This is a genomic window from Roseibium porphyridii, assembly GCF_026191725.2.
Taxonomy (GTDB): domain Bacteria; phylum Pseudomonadota; class Alphaproteobacteria; order Rhizobiales; family Stappiaceae; genus Roseibium; species Roseibium porphyridii.
The window spans coordinates 660,260-675,348 of sequence record NZ_CP120863.1; the positions used below are offsets into that span (position 1 = coordinate 660,260).

The window sequence follows — 15,089 nt, forward strand, 5'->3', positions numbered from 1 at the left end:
GTTTCGCCTGTCTTCAATTTCAAATAAAATCATTCAAAAATAAAAATATCAGATATTATTGCCAAGTCGATAGTTTTTGTCCTAAGCTTTGCCCCAAGCAAGCAGAGACCTTGCGCCAAAAGCGGGACTGGGGAGGACAAATGGACCGCAACGTCCGGTTGGCGATTGCAGGATTTGGGTTGGTTGGTCGACGGCATGGTGACGCCATTGCGACAACGTCGGGCGTTGACCTCGTTGCCGTGATCGAGCCGGGAGAGGCGGGTCAAAAGGCTGCCGCAGACCAGGGACTACCCTGTTTCAACAACATAGAGGAGTTTTTTGCGCGCAGTCATGCCGATGGCATGATCCTGGCTACCCCCAACAGCCTGCATGTGCCCCAGGCCATGACCTGCATTGATTACGGTTGTCCCGTCCTTGTTGAAAAGCCGATCGCGACGACCTCCGATGATGCACGCGTGCTAGTGCAACACGCGAACAAAAAGACTGTTCCGCTGCTGGTGGGACATCACAGGCGACACAATCCGCTAATCGAAAGAGCCAAAAAAACGATAGAAACAGGAGATCTGGGCCAGATACGCGCCGTTCAGGCGACATGCTGGTTCTACAAGCCGGATCACTATTTCGAAACAGCGGAGTGGCGAAAGAAAAACGGTGCCGGCCCCATCGCCGTCAACCTCGTGCATGACATTGACCTCATCAGGTATCTGTGCGGTGAAATCCGCACAGTGCGTGCTGTCGCCAGTCCCTCTGCACGAGGTTTTGAAAATGAAGACGTCGCAAGTGCCTTGTTGGAACTTGAAAACGGCGCAATTGGCACTGTCTCGGTATCCGACGGTATCGTCGCTCCCTGGAGTTGGGAACTGACGTCACGCGAATACCCGATTTATCCGCCGACTTCGGAAAGCAGTTACCTCATCGGCGGATCCAGAGGGTCATTGTCCATTCCCGACCTTCGGCTTTGGCACTACCCCGGACGTGACCCCGACTGGTGGTCGCCTTTGTCGGCGACAGCGTTGACGCGCGACGCCACCGACCCGTTGGTGAACCAGATCAAGAACTTCGCGGACGTCATCGCGCACGGTGCCCAGCCACTGGTTGCAGGAGAAGAGGGCTTGAAGTCTCTGCAAGTCATTGAGGCGATTCAATACTCTGCAGAAAACGATGAAACCGTAGCGCTGAAGTCGGACCAGGTAAGCGTTGAGTTGGCGAGTTAAAAATATCAGATATTATTCAAAACATATTGAATAATTTGGAAAACCAAGCAAGATCCTTGGTGCTGAAAGACGAAGCAATCGTCGCAGGGAGGAAGAGATGACATTGAAATACACAAGACGAGCCGTTGTTGCGGCATCACTTGCCGTCGGACTGATGGCGGGAGCGATGGGAAGCAGTGCTGCATCTGATCGCATTATGCTGCGTCTTGCGACGGCCGGTTCTGAAACTGACCAGCGGTCTGTGGCGATGGCAGAAGTCTTTGCACCCATGGTCAAGGATTTTGCAGACTACCAGCCGGGATACAACGCGACCCTGTTTGCGCAAGGTACGGAATTGGAAGCGATCAGCCGCGGCAATCTCGAGATGTCGATTGCCTCCGCCCAGGAGCTGGCTCAGTTTTTCCCGGAGTTTTCGATTTTTGCTACAGGGTATGTGCATCAGGATGCCGAACATCAGGTGCGGGTCTTCAACGATCCACTGATGGATCCTTTCAAAAAGAAGGTCGAGGATGAACTCGGCGTTAAACTGCTCTCCGTCATGTATCTGGGCCGACGGCACGTGAACCTGCGTCAGACCAAGGACGAGCTCACCGTCAAAACACCAGCAGACCTTGCTGGCGTGAACCTGCGCATGCCAGGGACGGATGCATGGCAGTTTCTGGGATCAGCGCTGGGCGCTTCTCCAACGCCCATGTCGTTTGCCGAAGTCTATACGGCTCTGTCGACCGGTGCTGTCGATGGTCAGGACAATCCTTTGCCGACCGTTGTGGATGCAAAGTTCTACGAGGTCACAAATCAGATTGTGCTGACTTCGCATCTGGTTGACCTGAATTACATCGCCTTTTCAAAGGCCGTCTGGGACAGCCTGACGCCTGAACAGCAGGAGGTGGTTCAAAAGGCAGCCGATGCAGCTGCAGAAAGCGGCCGCAAGAAGCAGCTTGAACTGGAAGACAGCCTTGCCAGTTTCATCACCGAGCAGGGTGTTGAGATCTACGAGCCGGACCTGACTGCGTTCCGCGACCATGTCCAGGCTCAATATGTCGGCAGCGAATTCGCCGCAAGCTGGCCGGAAGGCGTGCTGGAAAAAATCAACGCACTTGGAAACTGAGCGCAACTGCGTTTGAACCAATTGGGGGACAGCGGTGCGGCAGTTTACCAGATTGTTCACCCATGGCACCGAGTTCATCGCCGCCACAATGCTGGCGGCGATGTTTCTGACGTTTCTCTTGCAAATCTTTTCCCGTTACGTGCTGCATGCACCGTTCGGTTGGACCCTTGAACTCTGTCTTATTCTCTGGGTCTGGATTGTCTTTTTCGGGAACGCGTTTCTGGTTCGTGAACGAGATCACGTGACATTCGATATCTTGTATCTCGCGGCTCCGACCAGACTGCGGCGTGTATTGGCCCTGATCTCAGCAGCCGCCATTGTTGTCGGTCTTGCCTGGTCGTTCCTGCCGACCTGGGACTACATCGACTGGATGAAAATCCGGAAGACGACGACGGTCAGAAACCCTTTTACGGGTGACAAGATCCCGATGCGGACAATCTTTTCGATCTATGCACTGTTCATGATCGTGGTCGCGGCCAGATATGCCTGGCGGTTCATCGATGTTCTTCGCTTTGGGCCGCCGGAAAACGATCACGAACTGCCGGGCCATGATCATGACCTTCCTGCCATTCAGGAAGGAGACGAAGCCGTATGACGCTCGAGCTTGCCCTCTGCCTCCTGACCCTGTTTTTTCTGGCGGGCATCGGGACCCCGATCGGCTACGCAATCATTCTGGCATCGACCGTTTATTTGGCCGTTGGAGGGCTGGATATCGCTCTGACCGGTGAGAAGATCCTTCAAGGCCTCTATAAGAGCTTTGTGCTCTTGGCTGTCCCGTTGTTCATCGTTGCGGCCAACATCATGAATGCCGGCACGATTTCAGAGCGATTGCTGAATTTCTGCGTCGCTGCCGTCGGCCGATTTCGCGGCGGGCTTGGGCATGTCAACGTAGTGGCATCGCTCATTTTTTCCGGAATGTCGGGATCGGCGGTCGCAGACGCTGCGGGCATCGGAAAAATCATCATCGAGATGATGACCAAGGAAGGCCGGTACAGCCGGGGATATGCTGCCGCAATCACGGCAGCTTCCGCAACAATCGGGCCCATCATACCGCCGTCAATCCCGATGGTGCTTTACGCACTTGTCTCCAACGCGTCGATAGGCGCCCTGTTTCTCGCGGGCATATTGCCGGGACTTGTGATGGGAGCCGTCCTGATGGGAATGAATTCCTATCTGTCGGCCAAAAGAGGTTTTGCACTTGAGAAACCGGTTCCGTTGCGCGAATTGCCGCGCCGCACAGCCAATGCATTTCCTGCGCTGCTTATGCCGGCCATATTGCTTTACGGTATCTATGGAGGCGTTACCACGCCCACGGAAGCTGCTGCTGTGGCAGCTTTTTATGCGCTTTTACTGGCTGCCCTTTTTTACCGTGCGCTCACGATCCATTCGCTCTACCGCATTTTCGTGGAGAGTGCGCGCTCGTCAGCAGCTGTCGGAATTGTTATTGGCGGAGCGCTGATCCTGAACTTCATCGTTGTATCGGAAAACATTCCCGGCATGATGTCGGACTTTCTGACCGGCGTTGACGTTCATCCGCTTGTATTCCTGCTTCTGGTCAATCTGCTGGTGCTTTTGCTCGGATGCGTTCTGGACGCGACAACCATCATTCTTGTGATCGTTCCCCTGTTCATTCCGACATGCAAGGCGCTGGGCATAGACCTGGTGCATTTTGGCGTTTTGGTCGTCGTGAATTCCATGATCGGTCTGATCACGCCGCCTTACGGTATTCTGCTCTTTGTCATCAACGCGGTAACCGGGATCCCGCTTCGAGAGATCATCGGTGAAATCTGGCCGTTTCTCGGCGTCCTGGTGCTTGCTCTGCTGGTGCTGATCGTCTTTCCGGATATTGTTTTGTTCCTGCCACGTTTGTTTGGGTACGTGGGATGAGAGCCGGGCTGGTCGGATCCGGAATAGGCCCATCTTTGACCCCTGAGCTGCATGAGCGAGAAGGGCACGCGCAGGAAATCGACTATCGTTATGAGCGTTTCGACACTTCGTCCGGCCGGTGGAAGGGCGCCTCCTTGTCCGAGATCCTGGATCACGCCGAAAAACGCAGCTTTGCCGGACTGAACATTACCCATCCCTTCAAGGTTCATACCTGCCAGCTCGTAGACCGGCTGGAAGGTGCCGCCGCGCACATCAAAACTGTGAACACGGTCCTGTTCCGGGATGGTTGCCGTATTGGCCATTCTACTGACTATTCCGGGTTCAGAGAAGCTATGAGGAACAGTTCGCTTCCCCTGCGCAGTCAGAGGATCGTGCAATTTGGTGCCGGAGGTGCAGGCGCGGCAACTGCACTGGCCCTGATCGATGAAAAGGTTTTGGCACTTCAGCTCGTCGATACGGACAAAGAACGAGCGGAGTGTCTGGTTGCTCAGTTGAAAGAAGCGCGACCAGACGCCGATACCAGTGCCGTAACTCCAGAAGATGTTGATTTCCAACGTTACCGCGGCGTCGTCAACGCGACGCCGGTTGGCATGTATTCCTATCCAGGATTGCCTTTCGACCTTTCTTCATTCAGTCCCACGGCCTGGGTTGCCGACATCGTTTACCGCCCCTTGGAGACCGACCTTGTTTGCGCTGCGCACCAACTGGGTCGTCAGGTTCTGGATGGCGGCGCAATGGCACTCAATCAGGCCGTTCACGCTTTTAGGCTCCTGACAGATTGCCGACCGGATACTTCGCGAATGGGATCGGTATTTGCCTCATTGCTGGCCGACCAAGACTTGGAGGCAGAAGCATGAAGGTACCTGGCAACGCTCAGTTCAGGCTGGTCTTCGAGTTCGCAGTTGCGATTGCCGCGTGGTGGGACAAGAGATCCATTCCACCCCGCTGGCTGCACTATCTGGCCTTTGATGAGAAAGCCACGGGGGTTCATTTCGTGACGGCAACTGTGCGCTCGCGTGCTCTTCAGAGGGCATCGGTTCGTTGCGGGTCAGCCTGAAATCACTTTGGAGTGCGATCATGAAGGCGTCGATTGCAACTGTGTCCATCTCGGGCAATCTGGTTGAGAAACTGAAGGCGATTTCCAGCGCCGGTTTCTACGGTGTGGAGATCTTCGAACAGGATTTCATTGCCCATGACGGCACGCCGAGAGACGTTGGGAACATGGTTCGCGACTTTGGTCTGGAAATAACGCTGTTTCAGCCATTCCGGGACTTTGAATGCTTGCCGGAACCATTGCGCAGCAAAGCTTTCGACCGCATGGAACGCAAGTTCGATGTGATGCAGGAACTGGGGACAGACCTCGTGCTGATCTGCTCTTCCGTCCATCCGGCTTCCCTTGGTGGGATAGACCGTGCTGCCGATGATTTGAGAGAACTTGGCCAAAGAGCAGCTGAACGTGGCCTGCGTGTCGGCTATGAAGCTCTTGCGTGGGGACGTCATGTGAATGACCACCGCGATGCCTGGGAAATCGTTCGCCGCGCAAATCATCCCAATACCGGTCTGATCCTGGACAGTTTTCATACGTTGGGAAGGAAACTGAGCCCGGAGTCCATTCGGTCAATTCCCGGCGACCGCATCTTCTTTGTTCAGGTTGCCGATGCCCCAGCTATAGAGATGGACCTGCTCTACTGGTCTCGTCACTTTCGCAATATGCCGGGTGAGGGCGATCTTGATGTGAAACATTTCATGCAGGCGGTTGCTGCCACCGGCTATGACGGCCCGGTGAGCCTTGAGATTTTCAATGATCAGTTTCGGGGCGGCAACCCATCGACTGTTGCATTGGATGGTTACAGATCGCTGATGGCTTTGATGGACGATGTGCGGCGCGTCGAGCCGGAAGCATCAATCGACCTGCCTGATCTTCCAGAACGTGTTGTTGTGGAGGGTATCGAGTTCATCGAATTTGCGGCGCGCGGAGACGAGCTCACCTTCCTGTCCGATCTGCTCATGCAGTTGGGGTTCAGCCGGGTTGGCATTCACCGGAACAAGGCTATCGCTCTATGGCAGCAGGGAAACATTAGAATTGTGGTCAATTCTGAAACAGCAGGACATGCCGGGGCCGTCTGGAGCGCCAAAGGTCTTTCGGTCTGCGATATAGGCTTGCGTGTGAACTCAGCCGGCGATGCCCTTCGGCGTGCCCGCACACTTGGTGCAAAGCCTTTTGCGCAGCCTCTGGGCCCTGGCGAACTGGACATACCGGCTATCCGAGGCCTTGGCGGTTCAGTCTTTCATTTTATCGATGCTGAAAGCGGCTTGGCGGAGGTCTGGCACCAGGAGTTTGAAGGTAAACCGACCGCTGCTGCTACAGAAGGTCCTTTGAAAGCATTCGATCATATTGCTCAAACGATGAATTATCAGGACATGCTTAGCTGGTCGCTGTTCTTCACGTCGTTGTTTCAAATGAAAAAACTGCCCATGATCGACGTGGTCGACCCGGATGGGCTGGTGCGAAGCCAGGCAATTGAAAGCGAAGACCGCAAGACGAAAATAACTTTGAACGGCGCTGAAACCCATCGGACGCTTGCTGGCTCCTTTGCTGCGAAACACTTCGGCGCTGCCGTTCAGCATCTGGCCTTTTCAACCGAAGACGTTTTTGATGCCGCTGAAGCTCTGTCATCCAACGGTTTTGAAATATTGCCAATACCCGGCAACTATTATGCCGACCTGGCTGCTAGGTTCGATTTTCCAGATGATCTGTTGGAGCGGCTGAGAGCTGCAAACATCCTTTACGACGAGGAAAACGGTGCACCGTTCTTTCAGTTCTATTCGCGTCAGACCGCCGGTGGCCTGTTTATCGAAATCGTGCAACGGGATGCCGCATATTCGGGCTTTGGTGCACCAAATGCACCGTTTCGCATCGCCGCTCAAAAACGAGCCGGGCTCGCCAAAGGCATGCCTGCCACGTAGAAGCCGCCAATTGCAGGATGCACCTCAAAACCGTGCCTTGAGCGTCGCGACAGCGTCTGCAAGCAGTGCGAGATCGACGCCGACTGCTGTGAACGCGGTGCCTTGCGACATGTAGCTTCCGGCTGCATCGGGATCGAGCGTCAAGATACCGTAGGGAACGCCCATTGCCTTGAGGCGCTCAAACGCTTCTTTGATTGCGGATTGAACGTCGGGGTGGTTCATCTGACCAGGGATGCCCATACTGGCACTCAGGTCAGCAGGGCCAATGAAGACGGCATCAACACCGTCGGTCTTGGAAATCGCTTCCAGATTGTCCAATGCGGTTTGGGTTTCGAGTTGGACGATCAGGCAGAGTTCTTCTTCCGCGATGTTGTAGTAATCATCCACCTTGCCATAGCGGGTAGCACGCGTCATGCCGGCCATGCCGCGAATACCGCGCGGTGCGTAACGCATTGCACTGACGGCTGCCGCCGCCTCTTCCGCAGTTTGCACATAAGGGACCATAAGCGTCTGTGCGCCGAAATCGAGCAGCCTTTTGAAGAGGACTGGATCGTTGGCGGCAGGGCGGACAACGGCGCTTGTGGTCGGGTCGCCTGCGATTGCCTGGAGGGCGGGCAGAACATCCAGTGCTTCAACCGGAGAATGCTCGCAATCGATCAGGACCCAGTCAAATCCCGCGCCTCCAAGAAGTTCGGGGACGGCATTACCGCCAATCGTATTCCAGATGCCTAGCTGGTGTTTCCTTGCACGCAATGCGGCCTTGAAAAGGTTTTTCGGATTTTTCATTTCAATTCAACCTGTTGCGCATGAGGAAAAGTGACAAACTGTCTGAAGTTAAGCCCATATTTTGTCATCTGGCCAGACATGTCTGGGCGTCGATCCATGGACAATCTTGAGACGAGGTTCTTTAATCCGGGCATGACCACTGCACAGATACTTGCCCTTGGAGAGCCTTTGATCGAGATGGTTCGACTGGCGGACCAAATTGATGGGCGGCCTGCCTATCGGCAAAATGTTGGAGGTGACACACTCAACGCTCTCGTGGCAGCAGCACGCCAGGGAGGGGCCACCGGATATCTTTCCGCAGTCGGCAGTGATCCTTTCGGCGAAGACATCCTGGCGCTCTGTGACCAAGAAGGCATAGACAGGTCCAACATCCTTGTGCGGCCGGAAGATCCAACCGGCGTCAATTTTATCCATCCTCATCCGGCGGGGCGGCAGTTCTTCTATGCAAGGCGCGGTTCGGCCGCGAGCCACTATTCTGTTTCCGACTTGCCCCAGGACGCCATCGCAAACGCGAGAATTCTCCATGTTTCGGCCGTTAGCCTTGCCATTAGCCCGGAAATGCGACGGGCCGTGCTTCAGGCGGCAAAGCTGGCAAAGGACAGTGAAACGCTTGTGTCGTTTGATTTGAATCTGCGCCTGAATCTATGGTCTCTCGACACAGCCCGGCAGACCATTGAAGCGTTTTTGCCCTTGGCCGACATAGTGCTGCCGTCAGATGATGAGGCGAACACTCTCCTGGGCACTTGCGATCCTAAGGCGCAAATCGCGCATTTTCAGCGTCACGGCGCAAGATTTGTTCTTCTCAAGCGTGGCCACCAGGGGGCCGTCCTGGCAACATCAGCGGACCAGTTTGAGATCAGGGCACCGCACGCGGATGCCGTCGATGCCACAGGGGCGGGTGACAGTTTTGCCGGTGCTTTTCTGGCGTATCTTCTGGAAACCGGAAATGAAACGGAAGCCGCAAGACGGGCTGCGATCGTCGCAGCCGGAACAGTGAGCGGTTATGGCGCGATTGAAGCTATTCCGGACCGGACCACAGTTCTGAAAACTGCCGGTTGATTAACCTCGGCAGTCTTCATTTACCCGCAAGATCGACGGATACGTTGAGCTTGTTTCCGTCAAGATCTCGGACATAGGCTCCGTAATAGTCCGGGTGATAGTGGCGTGGTCCCGGCGCACCCTCGTCCGTGCCCCCGCTCTCGAGTGCGGTTGCGTGGAATGCGTCTACGCCGTCGGCATCCGGCGCATAAAACATGATCTGTGTGCCATTGCCAAAGGTCGCAGGCTGCTCGTCAAAGGGGAGAACAACGAAAACTGTGGTCCGGCCATCGCTGCCTGCGTAGCCCAGTTCATGCGGCTCATCCAGCACACGCTGCATGCCCAACTTTGCCAGCACCTTGTCGTAAAAGATGCCGGCGGCTTCGATGTCGTTGGTTCCAATACAGACGCCAGAGAGCATTTTTTGATATCCGGGATTTGGGTGAGGTTCGCGTTCTCAAGCCGTGTTGCCAGACTGTGGCAAACACAATGAAGAAATGGACTTCTGAAAAATGGTGACCCCGACAGGATTCGAACCTGTGACCCTCAGATTAGGAATCTGATGCTCTATCCTGCTGAGCTACGGGGCCATTGATAGGGTCGCTTAGCATGATTTTGAATGGTTGGCGAGAGCGTTGGATGTGTGGTTTTCCAAGTCTGATGATTTGGAAGATGTCGGGTCGGGTTCGGTCTTGTGTGGTCGCTTTTTGTCAAGTTTGTCTTGGACTTGCCTTATTCGCCCCTTAGCAGGAACTTCAGTCGTGACCGCTTTCTCACTGTCTCCGGTCGTGAAGCCATGAGCAAATGCAAGATGTGGCGAGGATGGGGGCCGTCTGTGCGTTTTTTGAGGAAGAGGTTCAATTCGGGTCGGAGGTGAGGGCGGTCTGTGACCAGCTTTAGGGAAAGTGCCGCGTTTCTCAAGGAATGCCACCTTCGCGCCGGAGTTCGGGCCGCTTTTGCAGCTTCTGCAATGTGGCTATCTTCTGCTGCTGGCGCTGCTGACACCTTCTTGCCGGACAGTCAGGGTGCGGCGCAAAGCTGTCTTGACGCGTCAAGTTCTTCCATTTCTGTCAGATATGATGATCAGGACAGGCACTTTTACGCCGAGTCGGGTGAGCGCTTTTTTGCAGGTGAGCTTCGCTTTGGAAGTGGTGTGTCGTCTGCCGAAGACCGAGCTCAATTGGCATTTATTGAGTCGGGTGAAGATTTGGAAGCGGTCCCGCTTGGTCCGGTCAATCGATGGGGTCTTGTTCCGGCCTGGATCATACGTACCGACGAGCATGGATCTTCTCTTCTTCAAGCAGAACTGCTTGGCGAGGGCGGTGCTTTGTTTGCGCCTCAGCACTCAAGTGGTCGTTGCGCGCATATACTGAGAGGCCTTGAGAGGGACGCCCGCAAGGCGGATGTTGGGCTATGGCGGGAAAATGCGCCTCAGGTCGTGTTTTCAACCGAAGCACCGAAGACGTTCAACGGCATGAGCGGATACTATGTAATTGCACGGGGACGCGTTGTTTCCCTTGGAAAAACCCGCACAACCCGCTATCTGAACTTCGGAAATTACTGGAAAACGGATTTCACAGCCACGTTGAAAGTTTCGGATGAAGAGGCTTTCAATGCAGCACTTGCCCAATCCGGTTGGGACGTGGATGCGCTGACAGGCCGCGCCGTTGAATTGCGCGGTACCGTGCAGGAAAAGGACGGGCCGCATATTGCGCTCCATCATCCGGAGCAATTGGTGGTATTGGAGTCTGCCCCTCTCAATTGAACGGGGGTGGCGCCAACATGAGAAAATGGACGATTTGGCTTGTGGTGTTGCGGTTGTGAGATGGCCGTATGAGCCGGACAAAAAGGTCAGTAAGTGACGGCCAGAAGAGTGACAGATTTTGCACGCTCCACATTGTGTGGAGCTACAGCAAAGACCGGGCGCCGGTCTGACCGAAGTTGGCTGCGTGCCCTTCGGGCAGGCTGTCTTGCGCTTGTTGTCGCGTCTTGTCAGTTCCTCGGTGATGGTCCAAATGTCAGCACCGTTGCTCCAGGAACGCTCAGGCCGAACCTGTCGGCTGATATCGGTGCCAGGGAACATCCGCGTGTCGTCGCCACCTATGGCGGGGTCTATAATGACGCCGGAGCCGAGCGTGCTGTCGCGAGCGTCGTTGGCCGACTTGTTGCCGCTTCGGACGATCCGTCTCAGAGTTACAAGATCACGATCCTGAATTCACCGGCGATCAATGCCTTTGCTTTGCCTGGTGGGTATCTTTATGTGACGCGCGGCCTTCTGGCCCTTGCCAACGACACGTCGGAAGTTGCTGCGGTTCTTGCGCATGAAATGGCGCATGTGACCGCCAACCACGCCATAAAGCGGCAGCAGAGAGCTGAGGCCAAGCAACTCGCCAACCGGATCTTGAACGACGTGGTGCAGGATTCAGAAGAAGCCCGCAAGGCAATCATTTCCTCTCAACTGTCTTTTGCCCGCTTCAGCCAGGTGCAGGAACTGGAGGCCGATGCAATTGGCGTCAAAACGCTTGCGAAAGCCGGTTTCGACCCATATGCGGCAGCACGCTTCCTGCGTTCAATGGCTGCTTTTGCCGGGTATCAGTCCGCTGACAGGTCTGGATCCTCCGCGCCCGATTTTCTGTCGTCTCACCCTTCGACGCCCGAGCGGTTGCAGATTGCGGTGCGTGCGGCACGGCAGATCGGCGCACCTGGAATTGGCGAGCGTGACCGCGATCGATATCTCAGCCAAATCAATGGTATGTTGTTTGGTGATGATCCGTTGGAAGGGTTTGTCCGCGGACGTTCATTTCTTCACAAGGCCCTTGGTATCGGGTTCACCGTACCCAAGGGATACATACTTGAAAACTCGCCCGAAGCCGTGCTGGCCAGCAACGGGGCGGGAACGGCGATCCGTTTCGACGGCGCGGATGTCAGCGGGTATTCCAGCCTGGTGGACTACATGAAATCCGGTTGGATCAACGGGCTGCTTCCCGAGAGCGTTCGGGAGACCACGATCAATGGTCTGCCGGGTGTCACCGGCGCCGCAATCACGCAAGGCTGGTCTTTCCGGATTGCAGTACTGCGCATCGGGCGCACGGGCTATCGGTTCATATTTGCCAGTAGGTCGCCCAATCAGGCGTTTGATGAAGATTTTCGCGCCACCATCGACAGTTTCAAGCAGCTGACACCGACAGAGCGGGCGCGGTTGCGGTCGCTGCGGATCAAGGTCGTTAAGTCACAGCCAGGCGACACGCCACGCAAGCTTGCGATTGGCATGAGTGGGGTCGAGCCGTCCAGGCGGCTTGAGTTCTTCTCCATTTTGAATGACCTCAGCCCAAACAAGGCGATACCGACCGGCACTGCCGTCAAGCTTGTGGTTGACTAAAGAAAAAGCCGGCAGTGCGTGACTCCCGGCTTAAGGTGTTTGAAGTGTCAAAATTTCAAATAGCGTCTCTCGGATGTCAGGCGCTGTAGACCGCCTGATCCGGCTGCTCGGCCAGAAGTGCTGATTTCAGCTTCTCCATTGCCCGGCTTTCGATTTGCCTTACGCGTTCCTTGGAAATGCCAAGCTTGGTGCCGAGCGATTCAAGAGTTGCTCCTTCTTCGGAAAGACGGCGTTCCCGAACGATCTTCAGCTCGCGTTCGCTCAGAACCTTGAGTGCTGAACTCAACCAGCGGCTCCGCCGCTCTGAATCGATGCTGCCAGTGACGATTTCATCAGGTAGTGGAGCATCGGACACAAGGAAGTCCTGCCTGTCGGCGCTTGACCCTTCAGTGTCTGTCACCGGAGCGTTCAAGGATGTATCCGGTCCGGACAGGCGTGCATTCATAAGTGCCACGTCGGACTGTTTTACGCCGATCGCGTCTGCGATTTTCTGATGCAATTCACTATCGGTGAGCGGGGTCTGATTGCCGGACAATTTGGCGCGGAGCCTGCGCAGATTGAAGAACAACGCCTTTTGCGAGGACGAGGTGCCGCCGCGGACAATCGACCAGTTTCGCAGGATATAGTCCTGGATCGAGGCGCGGATCCACCATGTCGCGTAGGTTGAGAAGCGAACTTCCCGCTCGGGTTCGAAGCGGGCGGCTGCCTCGAGGAGGCCGACATGTCCTTCCTGAATCAGGTCGCCGAGGTTCAGGCCGAAATTGCGGAATCGCGAAGCGACGGCAATCACCAGGCGCATGTGAGACAAAGACAGTTTTTCAAGCGCCTTTTCATCTCGATCGTCTCGCCATCGAACAGCCAGTTCGAGCTCTTCCTCACGTGTCAGGTAAGGGGCTTTCATTGCTGCTCGAACGAGCTGACGTTTTTCGCTCATGGACATTGCTGACGCTCCGACGCTGTTATCGGGGATACTACGTACATAAGTGCAGGTTAGATCACTTACGAATGTCGCCGAGGCAGATTTTGTGCACTTCTCCGTGATAAGTCCGCGAGCAGCTGCTTCAAAAATGAAAAGGCCCGGACGAATCCGGGCCTTACCAAGTTCTTTTTTAGGAGTAGCGCTGCTGTTAAGCGGCTTCTTCCTTGTCTTCGTCATCATCCGAGCCGGCTTCGGCAGCTTCGGCAGCTTTAATCCGGCTCGGGGACTTTGCCAGGTTCTGCTCGATCTGCTTGATCGCCTCGGTTTCAGAGCATTTGTTCACGGCTGCGATTTCACGCGCCATACGATCCAGTGCTGCTTCATACAGCTGGCGCTCGGAGTAGGACTGTTCCGGCTGGTTTTCAGAGCGGAAAAGGTCGCGAACAACCTCGGAGATCGCGATCAGGTCGCCGGAATTGATCTTTGCTTCATATTCCTGCGCACGGCGGCTCCACATGGTGCGCTTGACGCGCGGACGGCCGCGAACGGTTTCCAGAGCTTTCTTGACAGCTGCCGGATCACCCAGCTTGCGCATGCCGACGGACGTGATCTTCGCGACCGGGACGCGCAGGGTCATCTTGTCCTGTTCAAAAACGATAACGAGCAACTCCAAAGAGTGACCTGCCACGTTTTGCTCTTCAATAGCGGTAATCTGGCCGACGCCATGCGCCGGATAAACGATGTACTCGCCGGTCTTGAATCCTTGACGCTGCGCGGTCTTTTTGGTGTTCGTTGCCATACTTATATTCTCTCCTGCGCAGTTAATCGGCCCTTGTGGGCCGGTGATGGATCGCTGAGCGATCCTCTTTTCTTATGCGACACGTACCCCGCCGAGCGATCCTTTACGGAACGCCTGTTGATATGCGGCGCGTCAGGGCTGGTCAGTCGTCTATTTCCACACTAGAACCTTATTCACACACATGAGCTGCCGGGATCTTTCTCTGTCCGGTGGTTATGAGCCGGAACAGATTGGGAAGACTCCGTTTTTGGGGTTGGTCTCGTGGTTGGCGACTATCCACTAAAGGTAACATACTTTTGTGGAAAATTAAAGCGTTGTGCTTTTTTGATGTGCAAATGACACATAGCACCTCACTGAGGCCATCAGTCAGGTGTTTGAATTTCTTATAAGAATCACAAATTAAGTAAGTATAGCTGACGCATGCGGCGGTGCGCCGCACGCATAAGTTTATCGAATCAAGACGGCGGGTTTGGCGAGAAAAATTTCTCGAATTTATTTTCTTTGCCGTCGTATTCAGCTGCGTCGGGCAGCGGTTCTTTCTTTTCGGTTATGTTCGGCCACTTCTCCGAATACTCGGCATTGACCTCAATCCACTTTTCCAATCCCGGCTCCGTATCAGGAAGAATGGCTTCCGCCGGACACTCGGGTTCGCACACGCCGCAATCGATGCACTCGTCCGGATTAATGACGAGGAAGTTCTCACCTTCATAGAAGCAGTCCACCGGGCACACTTCAACACAGTCGGTGTATTTGCACTTGATGCAATTGTCTGTGACGACGTAGGTCATCGGTATCCTCATAAAAGCCGGCAACCGTAACAGGACGTTCGGACAGCATCCTTATTTTGTTGCGGCGGTCATATGTGCAGCTCATCTATCAGGAGCAGCACATTAAATCTACTTCAGGCCGTTGGGTATCGTTTTTGGATGACGGGCGCAAGCGCCCACGATGACGCATTTGGGCGGAGAAAGAGAAAGATTTTTCGTTTTTGA

15 protein-coding genes and 1 tRNA gene are annotated in these 15,089 nt (G+C 55.0%); 10 read left to right on the forward strand and 6 right to left on the reverse strand.

All coding sequences use genetic code 11. The features are described 5' to 3' along the window. The first annotated feature begins 140 nt into the window (after positions 1–140). The 7 genes from K1718_RS03185 to K1718_RS03215 all read left to right on the forward strand — a co-directional run bounded on the left by K1718_RS03185 (position 141) and on the right by K1718_RS03215 (position 7,176). Positions 141–1,214 (forward strand): Gfo/Idh/MocA family protein, encoded by a 1,074-nt coding sequence (locus tag K1718_RS03185; RefSeq protein WP_265679773.1) that lies wholly within the window; start codon positions 141–143, stop codon positions 1,212–1,214. Positions 1,215–1,311: 97 nt separating this feature from the next. After that, a complete protein-coding gene (gene dctP / locus K1718_RS03190; protein WP_265679772.1) occupies positions 1,312–2,322 on the forward strand; it encodes a TRAP transporter substrate-binding protein DctP in 1,011 nt (336 codons plus the stop codon). Between the two features lie 34 nt (positions 2,323–2,356). Continuing rightward, positions 2,357–2,917 (forward strand): TRAP transporter small permease, encoded by a 561-nt coding sequence (locus K1718_RS03195; protein ID WP_265679771.1) that lies wholly within the window; start codon positions 2,357–2,359, stop codon positions 2,915–2,917. Then, a complete protein-coding gene (locus tag K1718_RS03200) occupies positions 2,914–4,209 on the forward strand; it encodes a TRAP transporter large permease (protein ID WP_265679770.1) in 1,296 nt (431 codons plus the stop codon). Before K1718_RS03195 ends, K1718_RS03200 begins: the two co-directional genes overlap by 4 nt. Further along, complete coding sequence (locus K1718_RS03205) at positions 4,206–5,066, forward strand: shikimate dehydrogenase (RefSeq protein ID WP_265679769.1); 861 nt, start codon at positions 4,206–4,208, stop codon at positions 5,064–5,066. Before K1718_RS03200 ends, K1718_RS03205 begins: the two co-directional genes overlap by 4 nt. Beyond that, a complete protein-coding gene (locus K1718_RS03210; RefSeq protein WP_265679768.1) occupies positions 5,063–5,266 on the forward strand; it encodes a hypothetical protein in 204 nt (67 codons plus the stop codon). The genes K1718_RS03205 and K1718_RS03210 overlap by 4 nt, the downstream gene beginning before the upstream one ends. 20 nt (positions 5,267–5,286) lie before the next feature. Further along, positions 5,287–7,176 (forward strand): bifunctional sugar phosphate isomerase/epimerase/4-hydroxyphenylpyruvate dioxygenase family protein, encoded by a 1,890-nt coding sequence (locus K1718_RS03215; protein ID WP_265679767.1) that lies wholly within the window; start codon positions 5,287–5,289, stop codon positions 7,174–7,176. Between the two features lie 24 nt (positions 7,177–7,200). Here the strand turns inward: K1718_RS03215 and K1718_RS03220 are convergent, their stop codons facing one another. Then, positions 7,201–7,962 (reverse strand): HpcH/HpaI aldolase family protein, encoded by a 762-nt coding sequence (locus K1718_RS03220; RefSeq protein ID WP_265679766.1) that lies wholly within the window; start codon positions 7,960–7,962, stop codon positions 7,201–7,203. 96 nt (positions 7,963–8,058) lie between these two features. Between K1718_RS03220 and K1718_RS03225 the strand changes: the two genes are divergently transcribed. Beyond that, positions 8,059–9,021, forward strand: coding sequence for a sugar kinase (locus K1718_RS03225; protein ID WP_265679765.1), 963 nt, complete (start codon positions 8,059–8,061; stop codon positions 9,019–9,021). A gap of 16 nt (positions 9,022–9,037) precedes the next feature. Here K1718_RS03225 and K1718_RS03230 read toward each other — a convergent pair whose 3' ends face one another. Next, a complete protein-coding gene (locus K1718_RS03230) occupies positions 9,038–9,421 on the reverse strand; it encodes a VOC family protein (RefSeq protein WP_265679764.1) in 384 nt (127 codons plus the stop codon). A gap of 92 nt (positions 9,422–9,513) precedes the next feature. Next, a tRNA-Arg gene (locus K1718_RS03235) sits at positions 9,514–9,590 on the reverse strand. A gap of 296 nt (positions 9,591–9,886) precedes the next feature. On the opposite strand from K1718_RS03235, the gene K1718_RS03240 reads away from it, so the two are divergent. Continuing rightward, positions 9,887–10,765 carry a hypothetical protein gene (locus K1718_RS03240; protein WP_265679763.1) on the forward strand — a complete coding sequence of 293 codons (879 nt, stop codon included), beginning with the start codon at positions 9,887–9,889 and terminating at the stop codon, positions 10,763–10,765. Positions 10,766–10,873: 108 nt separating this feature from the next. Then, positions 10,874–12,379 carry a M48 family metalloprotease gene (locus K1718_RS03245; RefSeq protein WP_265679762.1) on the forward strand — a complete coding sequence of 502 codons (1,506 nt, stop codon included), beginning with the start codon at positions 10,874–10,876 and terminating at the stop codon, positions 12,377–12,379. Positions 12,380–12,455: 76 nt separating this feature from the next. On the opposite strand, the gene K1718_RS03250 is transcribed toward K1718_RS03245, so the two are convergent. The 3 genes from K1718_RS03250 to fdxA all read right to left on the reverse strand — a co-directional run bounded on the left by K1718_RS03250 (position 12,456) and on the right by fdxA (position 14,885). After that, positions 12,456–13,319: an RNA polymerase factor sigma-32 gene (locus tag K1718_RS03250; protein WP_152499535.1), complete on the reverse strand. Its 864-nt coding sequence runs from the start codon at positions 13,317–13,319 to the stop codon at positions 12,456–12,458. Positions 13,320–13,506: 187 nt separating this feature from the next. Then, a complete protein-coding gene (locus K1718_RS03255; protein ID WP_152499536.1) occupies positions 13,507–14,097 on the reverse strand; it encodes a CarD family transcriptional regulator in 591 nt (196 codons plus the stop codon). A gap of 455 nt (positions 14,098–14,552) precedes the next feature. Next, on the reverse strand, positions 14,553–14,885 hold the full coding sequence (gene fdxA / locus K1718_RS03260) for a ferredoxin FdxA (protein WP_152499537.1): 333 nt from the start codon (positions 14,883–14,885) through the stop codon (positions 14,553–14,555). Between the last annotated feature and the right edge of the window lie 204 nt (positions 14,886–15,089).

Excerpts from the sequence above, each read along its gene's own strand:
- K1718_RS03205 (WP_265679769.1), top strand. The coding sequence starts at position 4,206 with ATGAGAGCCGGGCTGGTCGGATCCGGAATAGGCCCATCTTTGACCCCT.
- K1718_RS03185 (WP_265679773.1), top strand. The coding sequence starts at position 141 with ATGGACCGCAACGTCCGGTTGGCGATTGCAGGATTTGGGTTGGTTGGT.
- K1718_RS03200 (WP_265679770.1), top strand. The coding sequence starts at position 2,914 with ATGACGCTCGAGCTTGCCCTCTGCCTCCTGACCCTGTTTTTTCTGGCG.
- K1718_RS03225 (WP_265679765.1), top strand. The coding sequence starts at position 8,059 with ATGGACAATCTTGAGACGAGGTTCTTTAATCCGGGCATGACCACTGCA.
- K1718_RS03255 (WP_152499536.1), bottom strand. The coding sequence starts at position 14,097 with ATGGCAACGAACACCAAAAAGACCGCGCAGCGTCAAGGATTCAAGACC.
- K1718_RS03215 (WP_265679767.1), top strand. The coding sequence starts at position 5,287 with ATGAAGGCGTCGATTGCAACTGTGTCCATCTCGGGCAATCTGGTTGAG.
- K1718_RS03210 (WP_265679768.1), top strand. The coding sequence starts at position 5,063 with ATGAAGGTACCTGGCAACGCTCAGTTCAGGCTGGTCTTCGAGTTCGCA.
- K1718_RS03250 (WP_152499535.1), bottom strand. The coding sequence starts at position 13,319 with ATGTCCATGAGCGAAAAACGTCAGCTCGTTCGAGCAGCAATGAAAGCC.
- dctP (WP_265679772.1), top strand. The coding sequence starts at position 1,312 with ATGACATTGAAATACACAAGACGAGCCGTTGTTGCGGCATCACTTGCC.
- K1718_RS03230 (WP_265679764.1), bottom strand. The coding sequence starts at position 9,421 with ATGCTCTCTGGCGTCTGTATTGGAACCAACGACATCGAAGCCGCCGGC.
- fdxA (WP_152499537.1), bottom strand. The coding sequence starts at position 14,885 with ATGACCTACGTCGTCACAGACAATTGCATCAAGTGCAAATACACCGAC.
- K1718_RS03220 (WP_265679766.1), bottom strand. The coding sequence starts at position 7,962 with ATGAAAAATCCGAAAAACCTTTTCAAGGCCGCATTGCGTGCAAGGAAA.